Source organism: Burkholderia sp. AU45274 (assembly GCF_030482505.1).
Lineage (GTDB): Bacteria > Pseudomonadota > Gammaproteobacteria > Burkholderiales > Burkholderiaceae > Burkholderia.
In genome coordinates, this window is sequence record NZ_JAUJQE010000001.1 from 1 (window position 1) to 25127 (window position 25127).

Annotated in this window: 26 protein-coding genes; 11 read left to right on the forward strand and 15 right to left on the reverse strand. The window is 67.1% G+C overall.

Annotated elements, in window-relative coordinates; genetic code table 11:
- Positions 1–113: 113 nt before the first annotated feature.
- From QZM35_RS00005 to QZM35_RS00015, 3 genes are all read left to right on the forward strand, one after another.
- Positions 114–1100, forward strand: a complete 987-nt coding sequence (locus QZM35_RS00005; RefSeq protein WP_301775109.1) for an ABC transporter permease subunit — start codon at positions 114–116, stop codon at positions 1098–1100.
- A complete protein-coding gene (locus tag QZM35_RS00010) occupies positions 1097–1936 on the forward strand; it encodes an ABC transporter permease subunit (protein WP_174976311.1) in 840 nt (279 codons plus the stop codon). The genes QZM35_RS00005 and QZM35_RS00010 overlap by 4 nt, the downstream gene beginning before the upstream one ends.
- 163 nt (positions 1937–2099) lie before the next feature.
- Complete coding sequence (locus QZM35_RS00015; protein ID WP_089432047.1) at positions 2100–2534, forward strand: GNAT family N-acetyltransferase; 435 nt, start codon at positions 2100–2102, stop codon at positions 2532–2534.
- 146 nt (positions 2535–2680) lie between these two features.
- On the opposite strand, the gene QZM35_RS00020 is transcribed toward QZM35_RS00015, so the two are convergent.
- The 3 genes from QZM35_RS00020 to QZM35_RS00030 form a co-directional block, all read right to left on the reverse strand.
- The gene (locus QZM35_RS00020) at positions 2681–3964 is read right to left on the reverse strand and encodes a cystathionine gamma-synthase family protein (RefSeq protein WP_089428459.1); all 1284 of its coding nucleotides are present in this window, start codon (positions 3962–3964) and stop codon (positions 2681–2683) included.
- A gap of 146 nt (positions 3965–4110) precedes the next feature.
- A complete protein-coding gene (locus QZM35_RS00025) occupies positions 4111–5001 on the reverse strand; it encodes a LysR family transcriptional regulator (RefSeq protein WP_301775119.1) in 891 nt (296 codons plus the stop codon).
- A 16-nt stretch (positions 5002–5017) separates the two neighbouring features.
- A complete protein-coding gene (locus QZM35_RS00030) occupies positions 5018–5149 on the reverse strand; it encodes a hypothetical protein (protein ID WP_301775122.1) in 132 nt (43 codons plus the stop codon).
- On the opposite strand from QZM35_RS00030, the gene tam reads away from it, so the two are divergent.
- The gene (gene tam / locus QZM35_RS00035; protein ID WP_301775124.1) at positions 5148–5933 is read left to right on the forward strand and encodes a trans-aconitate 2-methyltransferase; all 786 of its coding nucleotides are present in this window, start codon (positions 5148–5150) and stop codon (positions 5931–5933) included. The genes QZM35_RS00030 and tam overlap by 2 nt on opposite strands.
- 40 nt (positions 5934–5973) lie before the next feature.
- Here the strand turns inward: tam and QZM35_RS00040 are convergent, their stop codons facing one another.
- Positions 5974–6564 carry a GNAT family N-acetyltransferase gene (locus QZM35_RS00040; protein WP_089428456.1) on the reverse strand — a complete coding sequence of 197 codons (591 nt, stop codon included), beginning with the start codon at positions 6562–6564 and terminating at the stop codon, positions 5974–5976.
- Positions 6565–7313: 749 nt separating this feature from the next.
- Between QZM35_RS00040 and QZM35_RS00045 the strand changes: the two genes are divergently transcribed.
- Positions 7314–8477, forward strand: coding sequence for a porin (locus QZM35_RS00045; RefSeq protein WP_089428455.1), 1164 nt, complete (start codon positions 7314–7316; stop codon positions 8475–8477).
- A 150-nt stretch (positions 8478–8627) separates the two neighbouring features.
- On the opposite strand, the gene QZM35_RS00050 is transcribed toward QZM35_RS00045, so the two are convergent.
- From QZM35_RS00050 to QZM35_RS00065, 4 genes are all read right to left on the reverse strand, one after another.
- On the reverse strand, positions 8628–11078 hold the full coding sequence (locus QZM35_RS00050) for a phosphocholine-specific phospholipase C (RefSeq protein ID WP_301775128.1): 2451 nt from the start codon (positions 11076–11078) through the stop codon (positions 8628–8630).
- Between the two features lie 44 nt (positions 11079–11122).
- A complete protein-coding gene (locus QZM35_RS00055; RefSeq protein ID WP_241022396.1) occupies positions 11123–11260 on the reverse strand; it encodes a hypothetical protein in 138 nt (45 codons plus the stop codon).
- 169 nt (positions 11261–11429) lie between these two features.
- Complete coding sequence (locus QZM35_RS00060; RefSeq protein ID WP_089428452.1) at positions 11430–12110, reverse strand: HAD family phosphatase; 681 nt, start codon at positions 12108–12110, stop codon at positions 11430–11432.
- A 23-nt stretch (positions 12111–12133) separates the two neighbouring features.
- Positions 12134–13075, reverse strand: coding sequence for a choline ABC transporter substrate-binding protein (locus tag QZM35_RS00065; protein WP_301775796.1), 942 nt, complete (start codon positions 13073–13075; stop codon positions 12134–12136).
- 271 nt (positions 13076–13346) lie between these two features.
- On the opposite strand from QZM35_RS00065, the gene QZM35_RS00070 reads away from it, so the two are divergent.
- The 4 genes from QZM35_RS00070 (at position 13347) to QZM35_RS00085 (ending at position 15900) form a co-directional block, all read left to right on the forward strand.
- The gene (locus QZM35_RS00070) at positions 13347–14027 is read left to right on the forward strand and encodes an MgtC/SapB family protein (protein ID WP_089428450.1); all 681 of its coding nucleotides are present in this window, start codon (positions 13347–13349) and stop codon (positions 14025–14027) included.
- Positions 14028–14070: 43 nt separating this feature from the next.
- Positions 14071–14838 (forward strand): DeoR/GlpR family DNA-binding transcription regulator, encoded by a 768-nt coding sequence (locus QZM35_RS00075; protein WP_174975143.1) that lies wholly within the window; start codon positions 14071–14073, stop codon positions 14836–14838.
- Positions 14839–14979: 141 nt separating this feature from the next.
- A complete protein-coding gene (locus QZM35_RS00080) occupies positions 14980–15471 on the forward strand; it encodes a molybdopterin-dependent oxidoreductase (protein ID WP_301775135.1) in 492 nt (163 codons plus the stop codon).
- A 105-nt stretch (positions 15472–15576) separates the two neighbouring features.
- Entirely contained in the window at positions 15577–15900 is a 324-nt protein-coding gene (locus QZM35_RS00085; protein WP_034188511.1) for a winged helix-turn-helix domain-containing protein, read from the forward strand.
- Positions 15901–15974: 74 nt separating this feature from the next.
- Here QZM35_RS00085 and QZM35_RS00090 read toward each other — a convergent pair whose 3' ends face one another.
- The 4 genes from QZM35_RS00090 to motA form a co-directional block, all read right to left on the reverse strand.
- Positions 15975–17321, reverse strand: coding sequence for a DUF2325 domain-containing protein (locus tag QZM35_RS00090; protein WP_089428447.1), 1347 nt, complete (start codon positions 17319–17321; stop codon positions 15975–15977).
- 120 nt (positions 17322–17441) lie between these two features.
- A complete protein-coding gene (locus tag QZM35_RS00095; protein ID WP_301775138.1) occupies positions 17442–17999 on the reverse strand; it encodes a hypothetical protein in 558 nt (185 codons plus the stop codon).
- A 234-nt stretch (positions 18000–18233) separates the two neighbouring features.
- Positions 18234–19196, reverse strand: a complete 963-nt coding sequence (gene motB, locus QZM35_RS00100) for a flagellar motor protein MotB (protein ID WP_301775140.1) — start codon at positions 19194–19196, stop codon at positions 18234–18236.
- Positions 19197–19206: 10 nt separating this feature from the next.
- Positions 19207–20076: a flagellar motor stator protein MotA gene (gene motA, locus QZM35_RS00105; RefSeq protein ID WP_089428444.1), complete on the reverse strand. Its 870-nt coding sequence runs from the start codon at positions 20074–20076 to the stop codon at positions 19207–19209.
- Positions 20077–20257: 181 nt separating this feature from the next.
- On the opposite strand from motA, the gene QZM35_RS00110 reads away from it, so the two are divergent.
- Together QZM35_RS00110 and QZM35_RS00115 are read left to right on the forward strand one after the other, a co-directional pair.
- Entirely contained in the window at positions 20258–20446 is a 189-nt protein-coding gene (locus QZM35_RS00110; RefSeq protein ID WP_301775143.1) for a hypothetical protein, read from the forward strand.
- A gap of 88 nt (positions 20447–20534) precedes the next feature.
- On the forward strand, positions 20535–21419 hold the full coding sequence (locus tag QZM35_RS00115; protein WP_301775145.1) for a patatin-like phospholipase family protein: 885 nt from the start codon (positions 20535–20537) through the stop codon (positions 21417–21419).
- Between the two features lie 141 nt (positions 21420–21560).
- On the opposite strand, the gene QZM35_RS00120 is transcribed toward QZM35_RS00115, so the two are convergent.
- The 3 genes from QZM35_RS00120 to QZM35_RS00130 form a co-directional block, all read right to left on the reverse strand.
- Positions 21561–23042, reverse strand: a complete 1482-nt coding sequence (locus QZM35_RS00120) for an aldehyde dehydrogenase family protein (protein WP_301775147.1) — start codon at positions 23040–23042, stop codon at positions 21561–21563.
- Positions 23043–23064: 22 nt separating this feature from the next.
- Positions 23065–24015 carry an agmatinase gene (gene speB / locus QZM35_RS00125; RefSeq protein WP_089428442.1) on the reverse strand — a complete coding sequence of 317 codons (951 nt, stop codon included), beginning with the start codon at positions 24013–24015 and terminating at the stop codon, positions 23065–23067.
- A gap of 166 nt (positions 24016–24181) precedes the next feature.
- Positions 24182–25066, reverse strand: a complete 885-nt coding sequence (locus QZM35_RS00130) for a helix-turn-helix transcriptional regulator (RefSeq protein ID WP_089428441.1) — start codon at positions 25064–25066, stop codon at positions 24182–24184.
- Positions 25067–25127: the final 61 nt, after the last annotated feature.

A 25127-nucleotide genomic window follows, 5' to 3' on the forward strand; every position in this document is an offset into this window, starting at 1 on the left:
GAACCTGTCGAGCTCGCACCTGATGAACGACAACGCACCGGCGTGGAACGACGACGTGTTCGTGTCGTGGTCGCCGGCCAGCGGCGTCGTGCTGACGCAGTGAGGACGCCACGATGAGAACCTCCGCCTCCAATCCGTCCGCGCCGGTGCCGACCGGCGCCGCGAGCACCGGTGCTGGCCGCGCCCGCCCGGGCCGCTTTGCCGCGCTGTCGCGCTTCCTGCCGTCGGGCCGCAGCGTCGCGATCGGCGTGCCGTTCGTGTGGCTGGCCGTGTTCTTCGCGCTGCCGTTCGTGCTGGTGCTGAAGATCAGCTTCGCCGACCAGGTGATGGGCATTCCGCCGTACACGTCGCTCGTCGAGATCAAGGACGGCGTCGTGCACTTCGCGCTGCAGCTGTCGCACTACGCGTTCCTGCTGCAGGACGACCTGTACATCGCGACCTACCTCAGCTCGCTGAAGACGGCCGCCGTGTCGACGGTGCTGTGTTTGCTGATCGGCTATCCGATGGCGTACTACATCGCGCGCTCCGAACCGAACCGCCGCAACGTGCTGATGATGGCCGTGATGCTGCCGTTCTGGACGTCGTTCCTGATCCGCGTGTACGCATGGATCGGCATCCTGAAGGACGACGGCCTCTTGAACCACACGCTGATCGCGCTCGGCATCATCCATACGCCGCTGCGCCTCTATCACAGCGATGCGGGCGTCTACATCGGGATGGTCTATTCGTACCTGCCGTTCATGGTGATGCCGCTGTACGCGCACCTCGTGAAGATGGACCTCACGCTGCTCGAAGCCGCGTACGACCTCGGCGCGAAACCGTGGGTCGCGTTCACGCGGATCACGCTGCCGCTGTCGAAGAACGGGATCATCGCCGGCAGCCTGCTGGTGTTCATCCCGGCAGTCGGCGAGTACGTGATTCCGGAGCTGCTCGGCGGCGCCGACACGCTGATGATCGGCCGCGTGATGTGGGATGAATTCTTCAACAACATGGACTGGCCGATGGCGTCCGCGGTGACGGTCGCGATGGTGCTGCTGTTGCTGGTGCCGATGGCGCTGTTCCAGTACTACCAGGTCAAGGAACTGGAGGACGCGAAATGATCAAGCCGAGCAAACCGCTGTCGACGGGCGTCCTCGCCTTCGGCTTCCTGTTCCTGTACATCCCGATCATCAGCCTGGTCGTGTACTCGTTCAACGAGTCGAAGCTGGTGACGGTGTGGTCGGGCTTCTCGCTGAAGTGGTACGCGGCGCTGCTGGACGACGACGAGCTGCTGAGCGCCGCGTGGCTGTCGCTGAAGATCGGCCTGCTGACGGCCACCGCATCGGTCGTGATCGGCACGTGGGCGGGCTTCGTGCTCGCGCGCTTCGGCCGCTTCAAGGGCTTCACGCTGTACACGGGGATGATCAACGCGCCGCTGGTGATTCCGGAAGTGATCCAGGGCATCTCGCTGCTGTTGCTGTTCGTTGCGCTGGAGCAGATGTTCGGCTGGCCGAAGGGGCGCGGGATGGTGACGATCTGGATCGGCCACGTGATGCTGTGCGTGTCGTACGTGGCGATCATCGTGCAGTCGCGCGTGAAGGAGATGAACAAGTCGCTGGAAGAAGCGGCGCTCGATTTGGGCGCGACGCCGCTGAAGGTGTTCTTCGTGGTGACGCTGCCGCTGATCTCGCAGGCGCTGCTGTCGGGGTGGCTGCTGTCGTTCACGCTGTCGATCGACGACCTGGTGCTGTCGGCGTTCCTGTCCGGGCCGGGCTCGACGACGCTGCCGCTGGTGGTGTTCTCGCGCGTGCGGCTGGGGCTGAACCCGGAGATGAACGCGCTGGCGACGCTGTTCATCACGGCGGTGACGATCGGCGTGATCGTCGTGAACCGGATGATGATCGCGCGTGAGCGGCGCCGCATCGCCGACATGAAGGCGGCGTTCGCGGTGGCGTGAGGGCAGGGGTGGGGCAAGGGCATGAACGCGGCCGGCCACGTGATGCGTGACGACGGGTGACGGGTGAGCCAGCACGGCATGCCCGCCGCCGCGCTATAGTCGTACGATTCCCGCGCGGGGCGTTGCATGCCCGGCGGTGTCTCTCTTCGACCGAACCTGCCCCATGACAACGCAACCCGACGTTTCCATCCGGCTCACCGACACCGAACAGCCGGCCGCACACGACTTCATCAGCCGCAAGCTCGGCGAATTCAATCACGCGATGACGGGGCGCGCCGATGCGGCCACGCTCGACGTGTACGTCACCGATCCCGCGACCGGCGAGATCATCGGCGGCCTCACGGGGCGCACGTCGCTCGGCCTCTTCTTCATCGATCTGTTCTACCTGCCCGAATCGCTGCGCGGCGGCGGCTTCGGCAGCCGGCTGCTGCGCGAGGCCGAGGCGGAGGCGAAACGACGGGGATGCGCGCGTGCCGTGCTCTACACGATCTCGTTCCAGGCACCGGATTTCTACCGGAAGCAGGGCTACGAAGCGTTCGGCGAAGTGCCGTGCGAGCCGGAAGGGACGTCGCGCGTGTTCATGGTGAAGGTGCTTTGAGGCGGTTCAGCAGGCTCGTGTCGCGCGGCAAGTAAGGTGGCGCCGCGCGAGCGCCGGTATCCGGGCGAGGCGGCGTCACTGAATGCCGGCCCCGGGCCCGCGGGAGCCGCCCCGTGCGAACCGCCACGGGGCGCACCTTCCCCGCGTCAGCAATGCTCCAGCGCGTACGACAGGTCGGCGATCAGGTCGTCCGGATGCTCGAGCCCGACCGACACGCGAATCAACCCTTCCGACACCCCCGCCGCCGCACGTGCGCCGGCCGGCACGCCCGAATGCGTGGTCGACGCCGGATGGCAGATCAGCGACTCCGTGCCGCCGAGACTGACCGCCGATTTGAAGAGCGTCAGGTGGTTGATGAACCGGAACGCCTGCTCGCGGCCGCCGTCGAGGATGAACGCGAACGTCGAGCCCGGCCCGGTGCACTGGCGTTGATAGACGGCCTGGTAGGCCGGATCGTCGATGAGCTCGGGGTGCAGCACGCGCACCGGCCGATGCGGATTGTCGGCGAGCCAGCGGGCGACGGCGCTGCCGCTGCGGGCCGCCTGCTGCATGCGCAGCACGAGCGTTTCCATCGAGCGCGTGATCATCCACGACGAATGCGGGTCGAGCTGCGAGCCGAGCGTGCTGCGGACCGAGCGGATCTTCGTGATCAGCGCGCGAGCGCCCGTGACGCCGCCGGCGACGAGGTCGCTATGCCCGCCGATGTACTTCGTCAGCGAGTACACGCTCAGGTCGATGCCCTGCCGCGACGGCTTCTGGTACAGCGGGCCGAGCAACGTGTTGTCGCAGACCGACAGCGGGCGATAGCCGTGGCGCGCCTCGAACGCGTCGATCTCGCTGCGCAGCCCTTCGAGGTCGAACAGCGCGTTGGTCGGGTTCGCGGGCGTCTCGATGTAGCACATCCGCACGTGGCCCTTTTGCGCGGCCGCTTCGAGCGCGGCGCGGATCGCGTGGGCGGACAGCCCGTCGGCGATCACTTCCGAGCGAATGCCCCACTCGGGCAGGAACTTCGAGATCAGCGTTTCGGTGCCGCCGTAAAGCGGCACGGACTGGACGACGCAGTCGCCCGGCCGCAGGAAGGTCAGCAGGATCGCGGCGATGGCCGACATGCCGCTCGACGTCACGACGGCCGCTTCGGAATCGTCGAGCAGCGCGAGGCGATCCTCGACGATCTCCAGGTTCGGGTGATTGAAACGGCTGTAGACGAGGCCCGCGCCTTCGCCTTCCGGTGAAGGCTTGCGCCCGGCCACGACGTCGAAGAATTCGGCGCCGTCCTCGGCCGTGCGGAACGCGAACGTGGACGTGAGGAACACGGGCGGCTTCACCGATCCTTCCGACAGGAACGGATCATAGCCGTACGACATCATCTGGGTTTCGGGATGAAGTTCCCGGTCTGCAATCTTGCGCTTGTGGTAGTTGCGATAGGCCATGCGGTGCTCCGTGCAGGGGGGGTGAGGAACGGCCGTTGCAGCGGTGGCATGACGCGCGCGGCGCCGGATAGGCACCGGCCGTTGCGACCGCGTGTGGCGATACTACCCCGAAGGCGCTGCTTCGTGACGCACCCCTGACACAGTCGTCAGGGTGTCGCCTGTTCGACGATCATGTCGTACAACGCACGCGCGGCCGGCGACAATTGCGCGCGCTTGCGCGTGACGAGCACGAGCGTGCGCGATACCGCCGGCTCGACGAGCTCGATCGTGCGGATCATCGGATACGCGTTCTTCTGGATCGCGAGCTTCGGCACCACGGCCGCGCCGAGCCCTTCCGCGACGAGCCCGAGCGCCGTCGAGCTGCGCTGCACTTCGTAGAACGAATGCAGCGACACGCCGCTCGTCTTCAGCGCGCCGTCGAGCAGCCCGCGATTGCCGCTCACTTCACCGGCGAAGATCAGCGGATGCGGCTGCAGCGCGGCCCAGCGAATGCGCCGCCGCTTCGCGAGCGGATGATCGTCGCGGCACACCAGCACATAGGGGTCGCTCGTCAGCGGCACGTTGACCAGCTCCGGATGCTGGTCGCCGGCGATGCCGATGCCGAACTCGGCCTCGCGATGCAACACGGCCTGCAGCACCGACGCCGACGCATGATCGAGGATCTTCACGCGATCGTGCGGCCGGTGCGCGGAGAACGCGCGCAGGATGCGGGGCAGGTATTGCACGCCGACCGTCGGCACGCACGCGATGGTGACGTCGCCGCGCTGGCTCAGGCCGGTTTCGCGGATTTCGGTGAGCGCATCGGACAGTTCGTTCAGCAACCGGCGCGCTTGCGGCAGGAAACGCCGGCCGATTTCGGTGAGCGTGGTGTGGCGCGTGGTGCGCTCGACGAGCGCGACGCCGAGGAAGGTTTCGAGCTTGCGCAGCCGCTGCGTGATGGCTGTCTGCGTGACGTGCAGCGTGTCGGCCGCCTGCCGGAAGCTGCCGCCGTCGGCGATGGCGACGAAGGCCTGGACACCGAGCGTATCGATTTTCATTAGAGATTTGAATCAATCACGAAATTAAATTCATTTTACTGAACTCGGTGACGATCGCAGAATGCGGTGCATCGACGGCCACCGGCATCCCGTTCGCATTGAATGCAACGCCGTCCACGCCGACCACGCCGACCAGGAGAAACGACATGACGACCCCACTCGATCGATACGCGGCCCAGTACGTGCAATTCGAGGACGAACGCACGCGGCCGATCCGCGACCTGCTGGCCGCCGTGCCGAACACGCCGATCCATACCGCGATCGACATCGGCTGCGGGCCCGGCAATTCGACCGAGGCGCTGATCGCGCGTGCGCCGGACGCAACCGTCCACGGGATCGATGCATCGGCGGACATGATCGACGCCGCGCGCGCGCGCCTGCCGGACCTGCGTTTCGATGTCGTGGATATCTCCACCTGGGACGATCCGGGCGGCTACGACCTGATTCTCGCGAATGCGGTGCTGCAATGGGTGCCCGCGCACGACACGCTGTTTCCTGCACTTGTCGGCCGGCTCGCGCCCGGCGGCCATCTTGCGGTGCAGATGCCCGACAACCTCGACGAACCCGCGCACCGGCTGATGCGCGAGGTCGCCGCGGCCGGGCCGTGGGCGGACAAGCTGAAGGGTGCGGCACGTACCGAGCGGTTCGATGCGCGTGACTACCACGCGCTGCTGTCGCCGCTGTGCTCGCGGGTGGACGTATGGCGCACGACTTACTACCACCCGCTGCGCGGCGGTGCCGACGCGGTCGTGGAGTGGTTCAAGGGCAGTGCGCTGCGGCCGTTCCTCGCGGCGCTCGACGACGGCGAGCGCGCGGCGTTTCTCGCGCAGTATCGCGATGCGCTCGCCGGCCCGGGCGGCTATCCGGCGCTCGCCGACGGCACCGTGCTGCTGCCGTTCCCGCGCCTGTTCATCGTCGCGACGCGGGCGTAACGCGACACTGATTCGGCCATGACACGCGGGCGGCCGTGCGTCAGCGCACTGGCCGCACCGATTCCGGGTCGACCGTGCGGATTCGCGCGGTCTGCCCGTCGCGCAGGTCCTTGTACCAGAACAGCGCCACTTCGCCGTCGTTCTCGTCGTCCGCGTACAGCAGGCGATCGTGTCCGCCCAGCACGAAGCCCGAGCGGGCATACGTGCTGCACGCGGCGACGTTGTTCGACTGCGTTTCCAGCCGCATGAAGCCGAACCCGTGGCCGCGCGCCCACGATTCGGCGGTTGCCAGCAGCAACTGCCCGATGCCTTGCCGCCGGCACGGGCGGTCGACGGCCAGCTCCGCGATCTCCGCCATCCCGTTCCAGCTCTGGCCGATGGCCACGAACCCGGCGAGCCGGCCGCCGGCCGTCGCGCGAAAGAGCGCCGTCTTGCCGGACGCCTCGTCCGCCCAGCCAGCCGGATCGAAGCCGTAATTCTTGCGCCGCGTCGGCAGCGCGCGAAGATCCAGCAAGTCCTGATACGGCGCGTTCAATTCCCAGGCGATGTCGAACGAGAAGTCGCATCGGTCCAGCTCGTCGGCGGGCAGCCCGCTGGTCTGTTCGATGCTGATGTGCTCGGCTCGGTCCATGTGTCGGTGTCCTGTCTTCTGCGGGATGCGTGGTGGTGTCCGTGATGCGATTGTCGGCGCCATGATATGCGCCGCATGGAGTGTGTTCTGGCTTCGCTTTCATGCACCTGCACAATTCGCCGCGCGCGAGACCGGCACAGACCGGCTGCGTTCGAGGCGACGGAATGAGGTCGAGCGCCGAACCTGACGGACGCGCAAACGTGTGCGAGGTTCGCGCGCTCGCCGAGGCGCTCGTTCACTCGCCCGATTATGCTGGATTTCGGCGGTGGCCCTGTACTCGCATCGCGGCGATGACGGCCGTCGCGTGTCGTGTCTTCGATCCGCATGGCCGTCGATCGCATGTGGATGAAAGACGACAGGAACCCGAATAACTGTTTACGGTTGCGTGACAACTCGATATATTTCGCGAAATATATCGAAGGTCGTGGCGTCGTCAGGCGCCACGTCGACCACCCGCTCCACGAAAGCCGGAAGAGATTCTGACCTGCATCGCCGGAGCAACGCGTCGTCGCGGCATGCGCAACCGGTGCGCGCGCTTGTCGACGCTGCAACACGAGCGGCCGCCCCACGGCATGCCGCTTCCGCAAGCCCACACTGGCATCGAAACGAAACATCGTGCACGCGCATGAGGTAGTGCTGCGTGCGGCGATCCGGTGGCTTGCGCTCGTTCATCAGCCGGTTCTTCGTCAACACGCCGCGCGCCACGCTGCGACGCAGGCGCGCGCGTCAACAACAAAAAGGAAGTGAGCATGAAAAAGACCATCGTGGCCGCGGCCGCACTCGGGATGTTCGGCACCGCCGCGCACGCGCAAAGCAGCGTCACGCTCTACGGGTTGATCGATGCGGGTATCACGTATTCGAACAAGGTCGCGACGACGGGCGGGCACGACAAGCTCGTCAAGTACGGGGACGGCGTCGCGTCGGGCAGCCGCTGGGGCATCCGCGGCACCGAGGATCTCGGCGGCGGGTTGAAGGCGCTGTTCGTGCTGGAGAACGGCTTCAGCAGCGGCGACGGCTCGATCGGCCAGGGCGGTGCGATCTTCGGCCGGCAGGCATTCGTCGGCCTGTCGAAGAACGGCATCGGCTCGCTGACGTTCGGCCGCCAGTACTCGTTCTCGACCGACTACATCGGCGCGAACTATTCGATGGGCAGCCAGACGCCCGCCGGCAACTACGCATATCACATCAACGATCTCGACCAGCTGACGTCGAGCCGCATCAACAACGCGGTGAAGTTCCAGAGCGCGAACTTCGCGGGCCTCACGTTCGGTGCGATGTACGGCTTCTCGAACTCGACGCAGTTCGCGGGCACGCCGACCACGACCGGCGCGAACGGTTCGCAGGGTTCGTCGAGCGCGTACAGCTTCGGCGCGAACTACGCGCAAGGGCCGTTCGGCATCGGCGCCGCGTACACGAACATCCGTTTCCCGAACGGCGCGCAGCCCGCGTTCGGCGTGAGCATCGCGAACCTCAACACGCAAGGGTTGCGCGACCTCGAGACGGTCGGCGTCGGCGCGCGCTATGCGATCGCGGCGGCCCTCGTGTGGGCGAACTGGACGCACACGAAGTTCGTGCCGCTGTCGGGCGAGACGTCGAAGCTGAACAACTACGAAATCGGCGGCCGCTATGCGTTCACGCCGGCCCTGAGCGGCGGTCTCGGCTATACGTTCTCGAAGCTCGACGGCCGCTTCGACGGCAAGTGGCACCAGGTCAACGCCGCGCTCGACTATGCGCTGTCGAAGCGCACGGACGTGTACGTGAGCGCGGCCTACCAGAAGGCGTCGGGCAGCAACACGATCAACGGCCGCGTGGTGCCGGTGCAGGCCGAGATCGGCTCGTCGGGATCGTTCATCGGCAACGCGGGCGCGAACACGCAGTTCGTCACGCGGATCGGCCTGCGTCACAAGTTCTGATATCCGGCACGGCCGTTCGGCGCGTTCCACGACGCTCGGCTCGTCTAGCGCGTGCCGCGTGGCCGGAAAAGCATTCGGGCGCGACGGGGTACGTCGCGCCCGAATGCGTGTCGGCCCCGTGCGGGCGGCCGACACCGGCTGACCGTACCGTCAGATGTTGATCGTGACGGGGCCCGCGAGCGGCGTGTAGCCGTCGTCGAACAGGAACCACGCATCGTACTGCCCCGACGCCAGCGAACTGTTGGCCGTGGACGAGAACAGCAGCGAGCCGCAGTTCTTCGGCAGGTACGCCCACGACTTGTAGCTGCCCTTGGTCGGCTGCGCACCATGCGCGAAGATGCCCACCCAGTTCTTCGGGCTGTGGCTCCACGGCGGCGCGACGTAGTCGAACCGCAGCGTGCCGTACGTCGAGCCCTGCGCCGCGAGCGCCGCGACGAACTTCTTGCTGGTATTGCCGATCGCCGAATCCGTGAGCAGCGTGCCGGATTGCGTCTGCACGCAGCCGGCCACCCGGCGCAGGAAGTTCGGATCGTTCGCGTCGCGGATGCTGGCGTCATACCAGCCGCCGTCGCCGTACCACGTGACGGCCTGCGTCGCGCCGGCGGCGACGGTGTACGACTGCCGCGTGTTCATCCCGTAGGCGTTGTCGGTGAGCTGGAACGTCGTCGCGCTGGTCCCCGCCGAATTGTCGAGCGTGATCTGCACGTTGCCGTTCGCCACGTCGTAGCACAGGCTGATTTCGGCGGTCGATCCCGTGTTGCCGGACGAGCCGATGCTGCCGCGGAACGTCTGCAGGAAGCCGTTCGGGCCGTAGACCGAATAGTCGTAGCCGCCGCCGCTGTTCAGCGCGAGCGAATCCGACAGGTTCGTGCACGGGCTCGCGCCGGCCGCGATCGTGTAGTGGCGGGGGATCGTGCTCGTGCCGTCGACCCATGCCTGCAGGTGCACGCCCGCGGTGCCGGTGTTGGTCATCGTCAGCGCGAGCGCGCGGCCGGCGCGGTTGACCTTGCCTTGCACGAAGAACTCGTAGGGCAGGCGGCAGGCCGTGCTGCGGCCGGTGGCCTGCGCCGGCACCGCGGTGGTGGTCGGGTAGGGGATCGGGACGGCCGGGCCGTTCGGGTTCATGTTGCTCGCGGGCGGCTGGATCGCGGGAACCGCCTGGTCGGCGTTCGAGAAATCGAAGGCCGACGTCAGGTCGCCGCACACCGTGCGTCGCCACGGCGTGATGTTGGTTTCCTGCAGCCCGAAGCGCGCTTCCAGAAAGCGGATCACCGACGTGTGATCGAACACCTGCGAGTTGACTTTGCCGCCCTTCGACCACGGCGAGATCACGAACATCGGCACGCGCGGGCCGAGCCCGATCGGCACGTCGCCGCTGGCCGACCCGTCCGATGCGGCGCCGCTGCTCGCGACGAATTCGGCGGCCGTCGAGACCGTCGACTGCCCGGTGCCGGCAGCGGCGCTGGCCGGGACGGCCGGCGGCATGTGATCGAACAGTCCGTCGTTCTCGTCGTACATGACGAGCAGCACCGTGCTGGCCCATACCGCCGGATTCGACGTCAGCGCATTGAGGACGTTGCTCACGTACCATTCGCCGCCGCTCGCGGCCCACGACGGATGTTCGCAGTACGCGTAGGGGGCGGCGATCCACGACACCTGCGGCAGCGTGCCGTTGGCGACGTCGGCCCGCAGCTGGCTGAAGAGGTTCGTGTCGTATTCCTTGCCGCCGCCTGACGGGTCGATCTGCGTGCCGTTGAGCGCCGGCGCGAGCGGATCGCCGGCGCCGAGGTTCTGGTACTGCTTGAAGTTCAGGATGACGTTGTCGCCGTAATTGCCGTTCCACCAGAGATCGCTTTTCGAGCCGTTGTATTCGCCGTAGCCATGGCCGGCATCCAGGCCGTTGCCCTTGTCCTGGTAGAACTTCCACGTCACGCCCGCCGTGTTCAGGCGCTCCGGCATCGTGGTCCAGCCGGTGCCCGTCATCGTGTTGGTCGTGTACGGCGAATAGCCGGTGACGTTGCCGCAGCACCCGGTCCACAGATACAGGCGGTTCGGGTCCGTCGGGCCGAGCATCGAGCAGTGGTAAGCGTCGCACACCGTGAACGCGCTCGCCAGCGCGTAGTAGAACGGAATGTCGTTCTGCGTGAAGTAGTACATCGTGCCGCTGGTCTTTGCACCGGCCCAGTTGTCGTAGCGGCCGTTGTTCCAGGCGCTGTGCGTGCCGCTCCAGCTGTGGTCGAGGTCGCCGTAGTAGGTGTCGCCGTTCGCCGTGCCGAAGGGCGGGGACGGGTTGAACGGGAACACGTAAGACAGCATCCAGGGCTGTCGCCACACCGGATACCCGCTCGAAATCACGACCGGCCGCGGATCGCCGAAGCCGCGTGCACCGCCCAGCGTGCCGAGGTAGTGGTCGAACGAGCGGTTTTCCTGCATCAGGATCACGACGTGCTTCACGTCCTGGATCGTGCCGGTGACGGTGGCCGCGGGAATGGCCTGCGCGCGCGCGATGCTTTCGGGCAGCATGCCCGTGATCGCGGTGGCGCCGGCGAGCTTCAGCGCATCGGCAATGAATTGACGTCGGGTTGTGGGTTTGTTTTGCATGATCGCTCTCTGTCTTGGATGGCTGGCCCGGGGGCCGGCGTCGGTCAGTGGCACGCGCTCGCGCAGTGCAGGACGGGCGTGGACGCCGAGCCCGGTGCGGCCGCGCGCGCGGCCGCCATGCTGGCTGGCGTGCCCGAGTCGCCGTCACCGCAAGCGGCCAGCGTGCACAGGAGTGCGATCATGAAAACGCCGCGCCAGTGCGGAAAGCGGCTTTCCGACCGATGCGACTTGACGACAGGCTTTCGATCCGATTCGAGTCGGATTCCTGAATGATCGAGACTGTTGCTGCGTGCTCCGTATTTCATTACCCCTCCAGACATGAAAAATGGACAGCAGAGGATATCGCCCGAATCAGAACAACTTCATGACAGGCCACCCGCGCGTGCCTGCCACGTGCAACAGCTTCGAGTCGGGATTGGTGGCGACCGGATGCGTGACGTAGTCCAGCAGCGGCACGTCGTTGATCGAATCGCTGTAGAAGTAGGTGCGCTCGAAATCGGACGGCGCGTAGCCAAGTGATGCCAGCCATGCGGTGGTGCGCACGATCTTGCCTTCGCGGAAGCTGGGCACGCCCGTGCTGCGCCCGGTGAACGCGCCGCCCGGCGTGCCGTCGTCGGTATCGAGCTCGATGCCGAGCAGGTGCTCTATGCCGAATTCCGCCGCGATCGGCCGCGTGACGAAGACGTTGGTCGCCGTCACGATGCAGCAGAGATCGCCGTTCTCGCGATGGCGGTCGACCAGCTCGCGCGCCTGCGGCGTGATCGCCGGGCGGATCACTTCGTCCATGAACCGCGCATGCCAGCGTTCGAGCACCTTGCGAGGATAGCGGGTGAGCGGTGCGAGCGTCACGGCGAGATACGCGTCCATGTCGAGCGTGCCCGCCGCATAGTGACCGTAATGCTCGTCGATCAGCGCCACGTGCGCGTCGTCTTCCCGCCAGCCGACCCGCGTGATGAAGCGGCTCCAGGCCTGGTCGCTGTCGAGCGGCAGCAGCGTGTGGTCGAGGTCGAACAGCGCGAGATGCTTGTACATGGGTGGTTCCTTGGGTTGCGTGCTTACGCGCCGATGCGCTTCTCGATCGCGTCCTTCGCGTTCCTGCCGTCGATGGTCGTGACACCGTCGAGCCACTTCGACAGCACGCCGGGGTTCCTCTTCACCCATTCCTTCGCCACGGCGACCGGATCGGCGTGTTTCATGATCGGCACCATCAGCTGGTTCTCTTCGTCGGTCGTGAATGTCAGGTTGGTCAGCAGCCGGCCGACGTTCGGGCAGCGTTCGAGATAGCCGGGCGTGACGAGCGTATAGACCTTCGCGGAGCCGTAGTTCGGGCCGAATACGCTGTCGCCGCCGTCGAGATAGGCGATCTTGTAGTTGATGTTCATCGGATGCGGCTCCCACGCGAGGAACACGATCATCCGGTGCTCCTGCACCGCGCGCGTCACTTGCACGAGCATTCCGGCCTCGCTGGATTCGACCAGCTTGAAGCCACCGAGCCCGAACTCGTTCTTGTCGATCATCCGCTGCACCAGCGCGTTGCCGTTGTTGCCGGCGCCGATCCCGTAGATCTTGCCGTCGAGCTGGTCGCGGAACTTCGCGATATCGGCAAAACTCTTGAGGCCCTTGTCCGATGCGTATTGCGGCACGGCCAGCGTGTAGCGCGCGCCGATCAGGTTCGGCTGCGGCAGCTGGTGGACGGCGCCGGCATCGACGAACGGCTTCACCGTGGGCGTCATGCTCGGATCCCAGTAGCCGAGGAACGCGTCGATCTGCGCCTTCTTCACGCCGGCCAGCACGATCGGCGGCGACGCGATCGTCTTGGTCGCGTCGTAGCCGAGCCCGTCGAGCAGCATCATCGCGACACCGGTAGTGGCCGCGATGTCGCTCCAGCCGACATCGCCGAGCGTCACCTTCCTGCAGACGTCGCCTTCCGACGCGTGACCGGGGGCCGTCGCCAGCGCCGCCAGCAGTGTGGCGGCCAGCATCCATGCCTTCTTCATCATGTGGGTCTCCTAAGCAAGTGTTCCGAATCGTGCAGCCTGAATGGTCTGACGATTGATCGTGCCGATCGGATGAAACAAGCGAACCTGGGTCTGGCTTTGTAGTTTTGCGTACCGTATATTAGAAACCACAAAATCGCAAGAACGCACAAAAATACAACTCGCCGGTTGCCGAGGTTGGCCACGGGCGGGCGAGGGCAGGAAGAGTCGGGCGGCGGCCCAGGCGGGCCGTGCTTCATCAGGTAGGCCAGGCAAAGCAAGGAGACTTCACATGATCAGTCAGCTGGAAATCGTGTCCCGCCTGTTGCTGGCGGCATTGCTCGGCAGCATCGTCGGCATCGAGCGCGAGCGCCTGTCGTGGGCCGCCGGATTGCGCACGCACATGCTGGTGGCGGTGGGCGCCGCGCTCGTGATGGTCGTGTCGGCGTTCGGTTTCGCGGATATCCAGGACGCGAAGAACGTGTCGCTGGACCCGTCGCGCGTCGCCGCGCAGGTGGTGTCGGGCATCGGCTTCCTCGGTGCCGGGTCGATCATGCTGCGCGGCGAGATCATCCGCGGCCTGACGACCGCGGCGAGCCTGTGGGTCGTGGCGGCGGTCGGGCTCGCGGTGGGCGGCGGCATGTATGTCGCCGCGATCGCCGCGACGGCGATCGTGCTCGCGATCCTGGCCGGCCTGAAGCCGATCGAGAAGCGCTTCTTCGCCGCGCGGCAGCGCTGGGGCGTGCGCATCCTCGCGAGCCGCGGCGCGGTGAAGCTGACGTCGCTGCAGGCGATGCCCGGCCTCGACCCGGCGCGCATCGTCCAGTTCATCATCGAGCAGGACGACGCCGAGCCGGACGACGACCGCATCCACGTGGTGTTTTCAAAGATGACGAGCCGCGAGTTCCAGGCAGTCCGTCAATCCCTGCAGACCCTCGTCGGCATCAAAAAGATGGAGGAGAGCGCAGCGTAGTCCGCCGTTCGAATAACATTGGCGTTCATTCCGAGGACATTCCATGTGGCAAGAAGAGCGATACCAGAGGATCCGGCTTCTGTTATCGAAGATGCAGCGCGTGTCGACCGACCGGATCATGGCCGACCTGAACGTGTCGCGGGAAACCGTGCGGCGCGATCTCGTCGATCTCGAGGCGCTCGGTGAACTGAAGCGCGTACATGGCGGCGCGGTGCAGGTGGGTGACGAAGCGCCGATCGCCGAGCGCGCGCAGACGCACGTGAAGGCGAAGCTGGCGATCGCCCGCGCGGCGGCCAGGCTGGTCGCGGGCTCGCAGACGCTGTTCATCGATGCGGGCACGACCACGACGCTGCTGGCCGAGGAACTGGCGAAGCTGTCGGGCCTCACGATCGTCACGAACTCGATCGACGTCGCGCTGAAGATGCGGTCGAGCGACCCGGGGCAAGCGAGGAACGAAACGATCCTGCTCGGCGGGATGATCGGCAGCCGTGCGGCCGCGACCGTCGGCGACGGCACGGTTGCCGAGATCTTCCGCTACCGCGCCGATCTCGCGCTGCTGTCACCGGTGGGCGTCGATGCCGTGCGCGGTGCGACCAACTACGACCGGATGGAAACCGAAGTGGCGCGCGCGATGGTCAGCAACGCGGCGGAGGTCGCGATCCTGGCCGATTTCAGCAAGCTCGGCACGAACAGCCGGATCAGCTTCTGCGAGCCGGCGCGGATCGGCACACTGGTGACGGACCCGAAGGCGGAATCGGTCGACAGCTACAAGGGCCTCAAGAAGGTCATCAAGCACGTCGTGCTGGCGTAGCGCCACGCAGTGCGGGGCATGATCGGCCGCCGTTATGCCGCCCATGCGGCGCACCTTCTGTCGGCCGGCTTTTTAGCGGCGTAATATATCCGCCGATACAACGCAGGCCTGTCCACCGACGGGCCGTCATGGAGGCGGGCGATGGAGATGGCAGGGACGGCGGCGCCCTCGGCGCATCAGGCGGAGGCAGGCTCGATCGCGCTGACGGGCGCATTCGAGCGGCCGATGACGGTGACGCTCGACGACCTGCGCCGGCACGCGGGCGCGACGGCCGAGCCGTTCGACTTGCGCTGCTTCACGACGAACCGCTTCATCCGCTCGGTCGCGCCGTATCGCGGCGCGCGGCTGAAGGATCTGCTCGACGCGGCCGGGCTGCGCAACGACGCGCCGGGCGACTTCAAGCGCATGGTGTTCATCGCGCATGCGCACGACGGCTACGCGGTCACGTTCTCTTGGCACGAACTGTTCAACACGCCCGTCGGCGAACACGTGATCGTCGCGTTCGAATGCGGCGACGCGCCGCTGTCGATCGACGACGGCGCGCCGCTGCTGTTCTCGGGCGCCGACCGCCTGCCCGCCCCGCGCCACGTGAAGCGGCTGGCCGGCATCGTCGCGCGCGTGCTCGAGGTCTGAGCCGGCGCCTGCCGCACCGGCCATCGTGTATGCTTGCCCGCATCGTTCAAAGGGCAGGACAACATGAAGACACCGGCACACCCCAAGCCTGAGGTGCGGTTCAGGATGCGTATCCAGCAAGCCGACACGATCGCGCTCGGGCCGGGCAAGGTCGCGCTGCTCGAAGCCGTGCGCGAGCACGGTTCGATTTCGGCGGCAGCGCGCAGCCTGAAGATGTCGTACCGGCGTGCGTGGTTGCTGATGGACGAACTGAACCGCTCGCTGAAATCGCCGGCGACGGTGTCCGAACATGGCGGGCAAAGCGGCGGCGGCAGCGTGCTCACGCCGGTCGGCGAGGAAATCATCCGCCTCTATCGCGGGATCGAGGCGCGCGCTTACGCGGCTTGCGCCGACGACATCGCCGCGCTCACGAAAATGGTTCGGCGCTGAAGGTGCGCGGACGCTGACAACGGGCTTTCACGGGCTCCCTGAAGGGCCACCCATGCGGCGAAGCGAATCAGATCCTAGCCGTGCCGCAGGCAAAAGCGCGACGCGTCGCCCGTGGCGGCATCCGATGCCATCCCGTCGCGCGACTGCGCATCGAGCCGCCCGATCAGCTCGACGAAACTGGCGACGCTCGCCGTGCGCAGCGGGTAGTACGCGATGTGGTGGCGTTCGCAGATGCGCTTGAGCAGGTTCATCGAATCGTGGTCGATGCAGTCGACCGGGAACACGACCATCCGCGCGCCCGGTAGCGTCGCCGCCAGCAGGCCCTTGCGATCCTCGATGCCGCCGTCGTGCAGCGTCACCTCGCCGCCCGCCGTTTCGACGATCCGCTTGATTGCGCGATTCGAGCCGGGACGCCCGCCGACGTACACCAGACGCGTACCCTGAAGCATCGACAGCGGATCGGCCGCGCGTTCGGCCGGATCGTCCGCCGACGCCTGCACCGCCTGTTCGATCGCGCTCGCTTCGGCGCGCAGCGTCTTCACCATCGCCATCAATTCGTCGAGCCGCGCGCGCATCGCGCGGGCGCTCGCCTGTTCCGCGGCGATCCGCTGCTCGGCTGCCTCGCGGCGGCTCGTGTGCAGTGCGAGCCGTTCGTCGCGCGCGGCCAGTGCTTCGCGCAGTTCGTGGACTTCGTCGCGCAGGACGCTTTCCGCCGCCAGCGGCTGCGCGCTCTGGCGGGCGGCGAGGGCATCGCGTTCCTGCAGCGCCGCGTCGCGCTGCGCGCTCATTTCGTGCAGACGCACCTGCTGCCGTTCGATCTTCGCGTGCAGCGCCGCATTCTCTTCCTCCAGCGCGACCAGCCGCCGGATATCGGCACGATTGGCCGCGCCGACCAGGTGCGACAGCATGTGCAGGTCGCCGAACGCGGCCTGGCGCACGCCCATCGTCGTGCGCGGATGCGTCATCAGCGCCCAGTATGCAGGTGGAATATCGCCGCTCTTCAGCGCTTCCTTCCAGCGCGCGAGGAGTTCATCCGCATCCTTTGCGCTGTCGAACGCGCGGATCGCGCCGGCGTAGCGCTCGTCGAGCGCCTTGTGCAGCGCCTTCGCGCCGGCCGTGCCGTCGATGGCGAGTTCGACGGCCGCGTGATGGATTTCGAGGTCGGTCGCGCGCTGGCGATCGAGGTCGGTGAACTTCGGCACGAGCCTGCGCAGTTCGTGCGTGGTCAGGCAGGTGCCGATGATCGAGCAGTGCAGGTTCGCATCGAGTTCGGACAGGCGCGCGCGGCGCTTCAGCTCGGTCAGTTGCGCGCGCGACGGCGCGCAGCATGCGTCGATCCGCGTGCCGGTTGCCGCGGGCAGGGTACCGCCGGGCGTCGAAAGATCCGCCGTGCGGGCAAGGCGAAAAGGCGGAGCGTGCATGTTGACCTCTGTCCGGCCTGGTCGGGCCGGGGACGGATGCGCGAAAGATTTGCGAAATATACCACGGAATATAACGCTGGAAATTCCGGGGAAATCACGGAGCAAGGCCGAGCGGCGCGGTCAGCAGAGCGCGGTTGAATCGTCGGTGAGCGGCAGTGCGGCGGGGGCTGGGGCCGGTGCCGGTGCTTCGGGCGAAACGGGGAGCGATGGCGGCGCGTGACGTGCCATCACGTACTCGACGCACAACCCGACGAACAGCACGTCGACACGCTCCAGCGCGGCGACCGCGTCGCGCATCGCGGCCGGGTCGTTGCTGAACGAGTCGGAAAATACGTCGTCGCGCGTGCGTTCGAGGCGGCGCGCATGGCCGATCACCCGTTCGAGTTCGGGCAGGCGCGTGAAGCGGGCGGCGCGGGCGGCGTGTTCGAGCGTCGACAGCAGTTCCCGAAAGCCCGTCGCGGACAGCGCATCGTCCGGCCAACCTTCAGCATGCGCCGCCGAGAACATCCGGATGAAGCGCACGACGCTGCCGCGCAGGCGCCGGAACGCGTCGACGACATCCGTGACCTGCTGTGCGCGCGCGTCGCTCGACAGCGGCCTGAGCGCGTGGATCTTGCGCGCGAGCGGCTGTTCCCGTGCGGCGCGCTGCGGGGCGCGATCCGTCGGCGTGCGGGGCATGGCGAGTCTCCGGAAGTGCGGGTATCGATATATTCTACGGAATATATCGAGTGCGCAGAAAAAGACGGCACCGTGGAGGAGACACGGTGCCGTCAACGGCCGGAGCGGCCGACTGGTCAGTCGATATCGCTTACGGCCGTTCCGGACGCGGCCGTGACGCGGAGGGACCTGCCGCCGGGCAGGAGGATCGGCGAGTGGCAGGACCCCCCATCCGGCCCAAAGCAGCGAACGTGCCTAATGCTGCCGTGCCACCGCCACCGCCGCCGGCAACACGACAGCCCGCGCACCCGCCGTCTGATCCACGGTCGCCCGGCCACCGTCGTGAAAGAACGCCTGCTCGGCGGCATTGTTCATCACGAGGATGCTGATGCGGCGGTTGATCGGCTCGTCCGCCACATTCTTGTCGAGCGGCAGGGCATCCGCGAGCCCGCGCACCTGGAGCAGCTTGTCTTCCCGCAACCCGCCCGCGACCAGCGCACGCCGCGCCGCGTTCGCGCGATCGCTGGACAGCTCCCAGTTCGAATAGCCCGTGGAGCCGTCGGGATACGGCGTCGAATCGGTATGCCCCGCGATCGACACGCGGTTGTCGACATCGTCGAGCGCCGCCCCGATCTGGGTGAGGATCGCGGTGGCATAGTTTTCGGGTTGCGCACTACCCGACGCGAACATCGGGCGCTTCAGCGAATCGACGATCTCGATGCGCAAGCCCTCGTTGGTGATCGCGATCCGGATCTGGTCCTGGTACGCGCGCAACGACGGGCTTTGTGCAATCGCCGCGGTCAGCTTCGCCTTCAGGCGTTCGAGCTTTTGCGTATCGACGATGCCGGCGAGTGCCGCGGGCGAGCTGGCCGGCACCGGTTGCGCTTTCGCGTTGATCGCCGGCGTCGGGTCGGACATGTCGCGGCCGCCCCCTTGGACCACGCTCGGGCGCGGCGCCTGCGCGTCCTGCCCGCCGGACAGCAACGTCGACAGCGGCGTGTTGAAGTAGTCCTCGATGCCCTGCTTGTCGTACTTGGAGACCGAGCCGAGCAGCCACATCAGCAGGAAGAACGCCATCATCGCCGTGACGAAATCGGCGTACGCGATTTTCCAGGCGCCGCCGTGATGGGCGTCGTGGTCCTCGCCTTTCTTGCGGCGCACGACGACGAGCGATGCCGCGACGGACGGTTTCGACGGGTTGGAGCGACTGTCGGCCATGGCGCCTCCGTTACGCGGCCTTGGGCGATTTCGTCGCGCGGACGGCCTCGTCGAGCTCCTTGAAGCTCGGGCGATCGGCGGTGAACAGCACCTTGCGGCCGAATTCCACCGCCACCGGCGGCGCGTAGCCGCTCATCGACGCGAGCAGCACGGCCTTCACGCACTGGAACGGCTTGGCCGCGGCGCGGCCCTTCGCGTTGAGCAGATCCGCGAGCGGACCGACGAAGCCATACGCGAGCAGGATGCCGAGGAAGGTGCCGACGAGCGCGCCGGCGATCATCTTGCCGAGCACGGCGGGCGGCGCGCCGACCGAGCCCATCGTGTGCACGACCCCCATCACCGCGGCGACGATGCCGAACGCCGGCAGGCCGTCCGCCATCTTCTGGATCGCATTGGCCGCGACCGACGCCTCCGCATGGTGCGTATGCAGTTCCTCGTCCATCAGGTCCTGCATCTCCAGCACGTTCACGTTGCCGCCCGACATCATCCGCAGGTAGTCGACGATGAAGTCGAGCAGGTGATGGTCTTCGAGCACGTGCGAATACTTCTGGAACAGCGGGCTTTGCTCGGGCGCATCGACGTCGGCCTCGAGCGCCATCATGCCGTCCCGGCGCGCCTTCTGCAGCAGCTCGTACAGCAGCGCGATCAGTTCGACGTATTGCTGCTTCGTATAGCCGCCGCCCTTGAAACAGGTCGGCAGGGTCTTGAGTGTCTTCTTCAGCGTCGTGACCGGATTGCTGACGACGAACGCACCCAGCGCGGCGCCGAAAATGCATAGCAGCTCGAACGGTTGGAGAAGGGCCGGCACATGGCCACCCACACCGACAAAACTGCCGATCACCGACCCGATCACGACGATCCACCCGATGGCTACAAACATGATTACCTCGTCCGCGACTTGTGCTGCTGCATCCGTTGTTCAATAGCGAGCGGGGCGCCCGGCTGTCCCGCTCCATGCCCGCGATGGCGCCGGTTCGCTGCAAGACGACGTCGATCGGCGGGTGTTGATGCAATAACGGCGATCGTCTGGACAACTGAACCCGTGATTGCACGGATCCCGCGTGGCGCATGAGCTGCACACGTTTGCGCGTGCCGATGTGCGCAACTTTATTGATCGAAGTCAAAAAATGCGCGGCCGTCGCGTGAACGGCGGGACGGATGTGAGCGGGAAACGGGGCGGGAGTGATGCAGCCCTCTCCGAAAAAGGATGGCGCGGGATGCCGGGCAACGTGGCGTGCATCGCCGGTTGAACGGCAGGGTTTTCATCAGGACAACCGAGGCGCCGCACGATCCATCATGGCGAAAGCGCTATCGCAGCCAACCGCAGGAGGGCGCACCGTGACGTCCGATTCCATTCCCTCGACCGCCTTCGTGTTCGCCGGCGGCGGCAGCCTGGGTGCGATCGAGGTCGGCATGCTTCGCGAACTGGTCGCGAGCGGCGAACGGCCCGATTGCGTGATCGGCGCGTCGGCGGGCGCGATCAATGCCGCCTATTTCGCCGGCCGGCCGGACGCGGACGGCATCGCGATGCTTGAAGCGCTGTGGTGCAGGATCCGCCGCCAGGACGTGATGCCGTTCTCGATGCGCAGCCTCATCGCGATGCTGCTGCGCAACCGGCCGCATCTGGTCGAGGCCGACGCGCTGCGCCTGTTGCTGGAAAAGAACCTGCCGTATCGCCAGATCGAGCAGGCCGCGTTGCCGCTCCACATCGTCGCGACCGACGTGCTGAGCGGCCGCGAAGTCGTGCTGTCGGCCGGCCCGGTCGTGGATGCGGTGCTGGCCAGCGCGGCGATTCCCGGCGTGTTTCCGTCGGTCAGCATCGACGGCATGGAACTCGTCGACGGCGGCGTCGCGAACAATACGCCGATCTCGGTCGCGATCGCGCTCGGCGCCAAGCGGATCGTCGTGTTGCCGGCCGGGTTCGCCTGCGCGTTGCGCGTCCCGCCACGCAGCCCGATCGCGCATGCGACGCACGCGCTGACGCTCGTGATCGCGCGGCAACTGGTGCGCGATCTGGAGCTATACGGGGCGCGCGCGCACATTCATGTCGTGCCGCCGCTCTGTCCGCTCGAGGTGTCGTCCTATGACTACTCGCAGTGTGCGCAACTGATCGACAAGGCCGCGGCACGCACCCGCGCGTGGATCGAAGAGGGCGGCCTCGCGGCGTGTGTGATTCCAGGCCAGTTGCGCGAACACGATCATGCTGCGGTGCTTTCGCATTGATCGTTGCTCATGCACCGTGCAGCCGCAGGGCCGACGAACGCCGGTTGCCGGGCCGCCTGGGCCTCGGTCCATAAATCGGTAAAAAAGACGGCACCGTGCCGCGAGACACGGTGCCGCCAACGGCCTCGAAGGCTCCACTGGTCAGTCGATCGCGCGCATCGCGTGGCGCAGCTCCTGATAGCTGCGCAGCCCCGCGACACCGAGTTCGCGCCCGATTCCGCTGAGCCCGAACCCGCCCCAGCACACGTGCGGGTAGATGAGCTGCGGCGCGTTGATCCACACGAGCCCCGCGCGCACGCGCTGCTGGAATTGCTTCGCGATGGCCGCATCGCGCGTCACGACGGTCGCGACGAGCCCGTAGCGCGTGTCGTTCGCGAGCGCGATCGCTTCGTCGTCGGTGCGGAACGATTTCACGCACGCGACGGGGCCGAACACTTCGTCGGTCCACAGCGGGTTGTCGGCGGCCGGCTCGGCGATCACGACGGGCGCCATGAAGAAGCCGTTGCCGCCTGCATCCGTCACGCGGCCGCTGAAGGCGACGCGTGCGCCCGCGTCGATGCCGTGCTGGAGCATCGCTTCGACGCGCGTGCGCTGCGCGGCGGAGATCAGCGGCCCCATCGCGACCTGTTCCGCGGCCGGCGGCGCGACGACGAGCGCGCGCACGGCGGTTTCGAACGCGGCCATGAAGCTGCGGTACACGCTGTCGTGCACGAGGATGCGCGCGGTGGCCGAGCACATCTGGCCCGCGTTCGTGAAGGCGCCCGCGACCGCGAGCGACACGGCGACGTCGAGGTCGGCGTCGTCGCGCACGATCAGCGACGACTTACCGCCGAGTTCGAGCGTCACGCGCTTCATGTCGACGGCGGCGGCCTGCATGACCTTGCGGCCGGCCGCGGTGCTGCCGGTAAACGAGATCTTGTCGATCAGCGGATGCGCGGTCAGCGCCGCGCCGACGTCGGCGCCGCCGTTCACGACGTTGACCACGCCGGCCGGCACACCGGCTTCGGCGACGAGGTCGAGCAGCGCGTGTTCGGTCGGCGACGTGAGTTCGGACGGCTTCAGCACGACCGTGCAGCCGGCCGCGAGCGCGGGCGCGAGCTTCCACGCGGTCGTGACCATCGGGAAGTTCCACGGCATGACGAGCGCCGCGACGCCGACGGAATCGTAGAAGCGCTCGGCGGTGACGGCGTCGCTCGGCAGTGCGACCGGTTCGGCCGTGAACAGCGCCGGGTCCTCGCACAGCTTCGCGTAGTACGCGAACGTCGCGGCGACGTCGCCGACATCGGCGTCGGCCTCGAACGGCGGCTTGCCGCTCACCTGCATCTGCAGCGCGGCCAGGCGATCGCGGGACGCCTCGACGCGCTCGGCGATCTTGGCGAGAATCCGGCCGCGTTCGGCCGGCGGCGTGTCGCGCCAGCCGGCGAACGCGTCGCGCGCGGCACGCACCGCGGCGTCGACGTGCGCGGCTGTCGCGAATGCCTGCCAGCCGATCGCGGCACCCGTCGATGCGTCGAAGATCGGCGCGCCGGGCGCGTCGGCAGGCGTGTGCACGGGCTGGCCGGCGATATGCGCGGCAGGCAGCACGGACGTGGCGGTGGAACGGGAAAGCTCGGCGGTGGACATGAAGGTCATCCTGTCGGTCGGGTTAGCGGTAGGCGACGCCCGGCATCACGCAGAGCATCTCGAACGCGAGGTTCGCGCCGGTGAGCGCGGTGGTGCCGGTCGGATCGTACGGCGGCGCGACTTCGACGAGGTCCGCGCCGACGATGTTCAGGCCCTTCATCCCGCGCACGATTTCGAGGCCCTGCTGCACGGTGAGGCCGCCGATTTCCGGCGTGCCGGTGCCGGGCGCGAACGACGGATCGAGGCCGTCGATGTCGAAGCTCAGGTAGACCGGCGTGTCGCCGACGCGTTCGCGCACCTGCGCCATCAGCGGCGCGAGCGACTGGTTCCAGCACTCTTCAGCCTGCACGACGGTGAAGCCCTGCTGGCGGCACCAGTCGAAATCGTCCGCGTGGTAGCCGGTGCCGCGCAGGCCGATCTGCGTGACCTTGTCGCATTGCAGCAGCCCGTCTTCCACCGCGCGGCGGAACGGCGTGCCGTGCGCGATCTTCTCGCCGAACATCGTGTCGTTCACGTCCGCGTGTGCGTCGACGTGCACGACGGCGACCTTGCCGTACTTTTTATGCAGCGCGCGCAGGATCGGCCACGCGATCGTGTGGTCGCCGCCGAGCGTGATCGGCCGGCAGCCGTTCGCGACGATCTCGTCGTACGCCTCCTCGATGCGGCGCACCGAGTCCTTCAGGTCGTACGGGTTGGTCGCGACGTCGCCGATGTCGGCCACCTGCAGCGAATCGAACGGCGCCGCGCGCGTGGCCATGTTGTACGGGCGCAGCAGCACGGATTCGGTGCGGATCTGGCGCGGGCCGAAGCGCGAGCCCGAGCGGTTCGACGTGCCGAGATCGAGCGGCACGCCGACGAAGCACACGTCGAGGCCGTCGGTCGTCGCGGCTTGCGGCAGCCGCATCATCGTGGCGATGCCGCCAAAGCGCGGCATCTCGTTGCCGCCCATCGGTTGATTCAGTTCGCGGGGCATGGGCCGTCTCCTTTATTTGAGGTCAAGCGATCGGCCGATGGTAGAGGAGAACACGCGCGCGAAGATTTTGAAGTCGCAACGTTTACATCGACGGGCTTCGATGCAAGTGGCGCTACCGCATCGACGCAGCGCAACCGAACGCGGCCGCGCAGTGCGGCCGGGTGTGTCAGCGTGAGATGCCCGGCGATGCGGTGCCGTCGTGCGCGCCGGCGGAAGGGAGCGTGGTGGTGGCCGAACCCCACGCAGCGAGTTCGCGCTTCGTGCGCACGCCGAGCTTCGCGAATGCGCGCTTCACGTACGACTCGGCCGACGCGACCCGCACGCCGAGGATCTCGGCCGTCTCCGGCACGGTCTTGCCGGAGAGCAGGTGCTTGCAGGTTTCGTATTCGCGCTTCGACAGCTTCACGCCGTCGGCCGCGATCCGCGCATCGAACTGCGCGAGCGGATGGACGTCGGGTATCGGGTGCGCGACGCGCCGCACGGCCGTGGTCGACGCATGCAGTTCGAGCAGCGGGAACAGCACGTCGCTGATGCTGCGAAAGCGGTTCATCTCGGCGAGCGTGAATGGCGGCCGGTCGCGGCCGCGCTCCAGCGCGATCGAATGCTGCGAATAGCGCGTGCCGCGCGCGAGCACGCATTCGTGCCCGATACGCACGTCGTCGAACAGCCGCTGGCGGAATTCGCCGGGCGGGATCGCCGCGATGTCGCGCACCACCAGCATCGTGCCCGTCTTGCCGCGCAGCCCCGCGAACAGCGGGTCGCTGTCGAGAAAGCGCTCGTAGTAGAGCGTCATCACGTCGGAGATTTCGGTGGATTCGGTATCGATGCCGCTGCTGCCGATCCATTCGCATCGATAGCCTGTGGGCATCGAGCCGTCGACGCGTGAGCGCTCGACGTGTGCGACGTCGAGCGGCACGACTTCATTGAGCAGTTGCGTGAGGCGCGGCACGAAGTGCGGCGTGCCGACCGTCTCGATCAGCTCGCCCAGCGCCTTGAACGACACGTTGAAGCGGTCGTTGTCGCGGTGGAAGGGGTTCACGTTGAGCAGCATGCGGTTCCCCGGGTGAAAAGCGGCGCGATTGTAGCGTTCGCAACCGAAAACGTCATTAAGG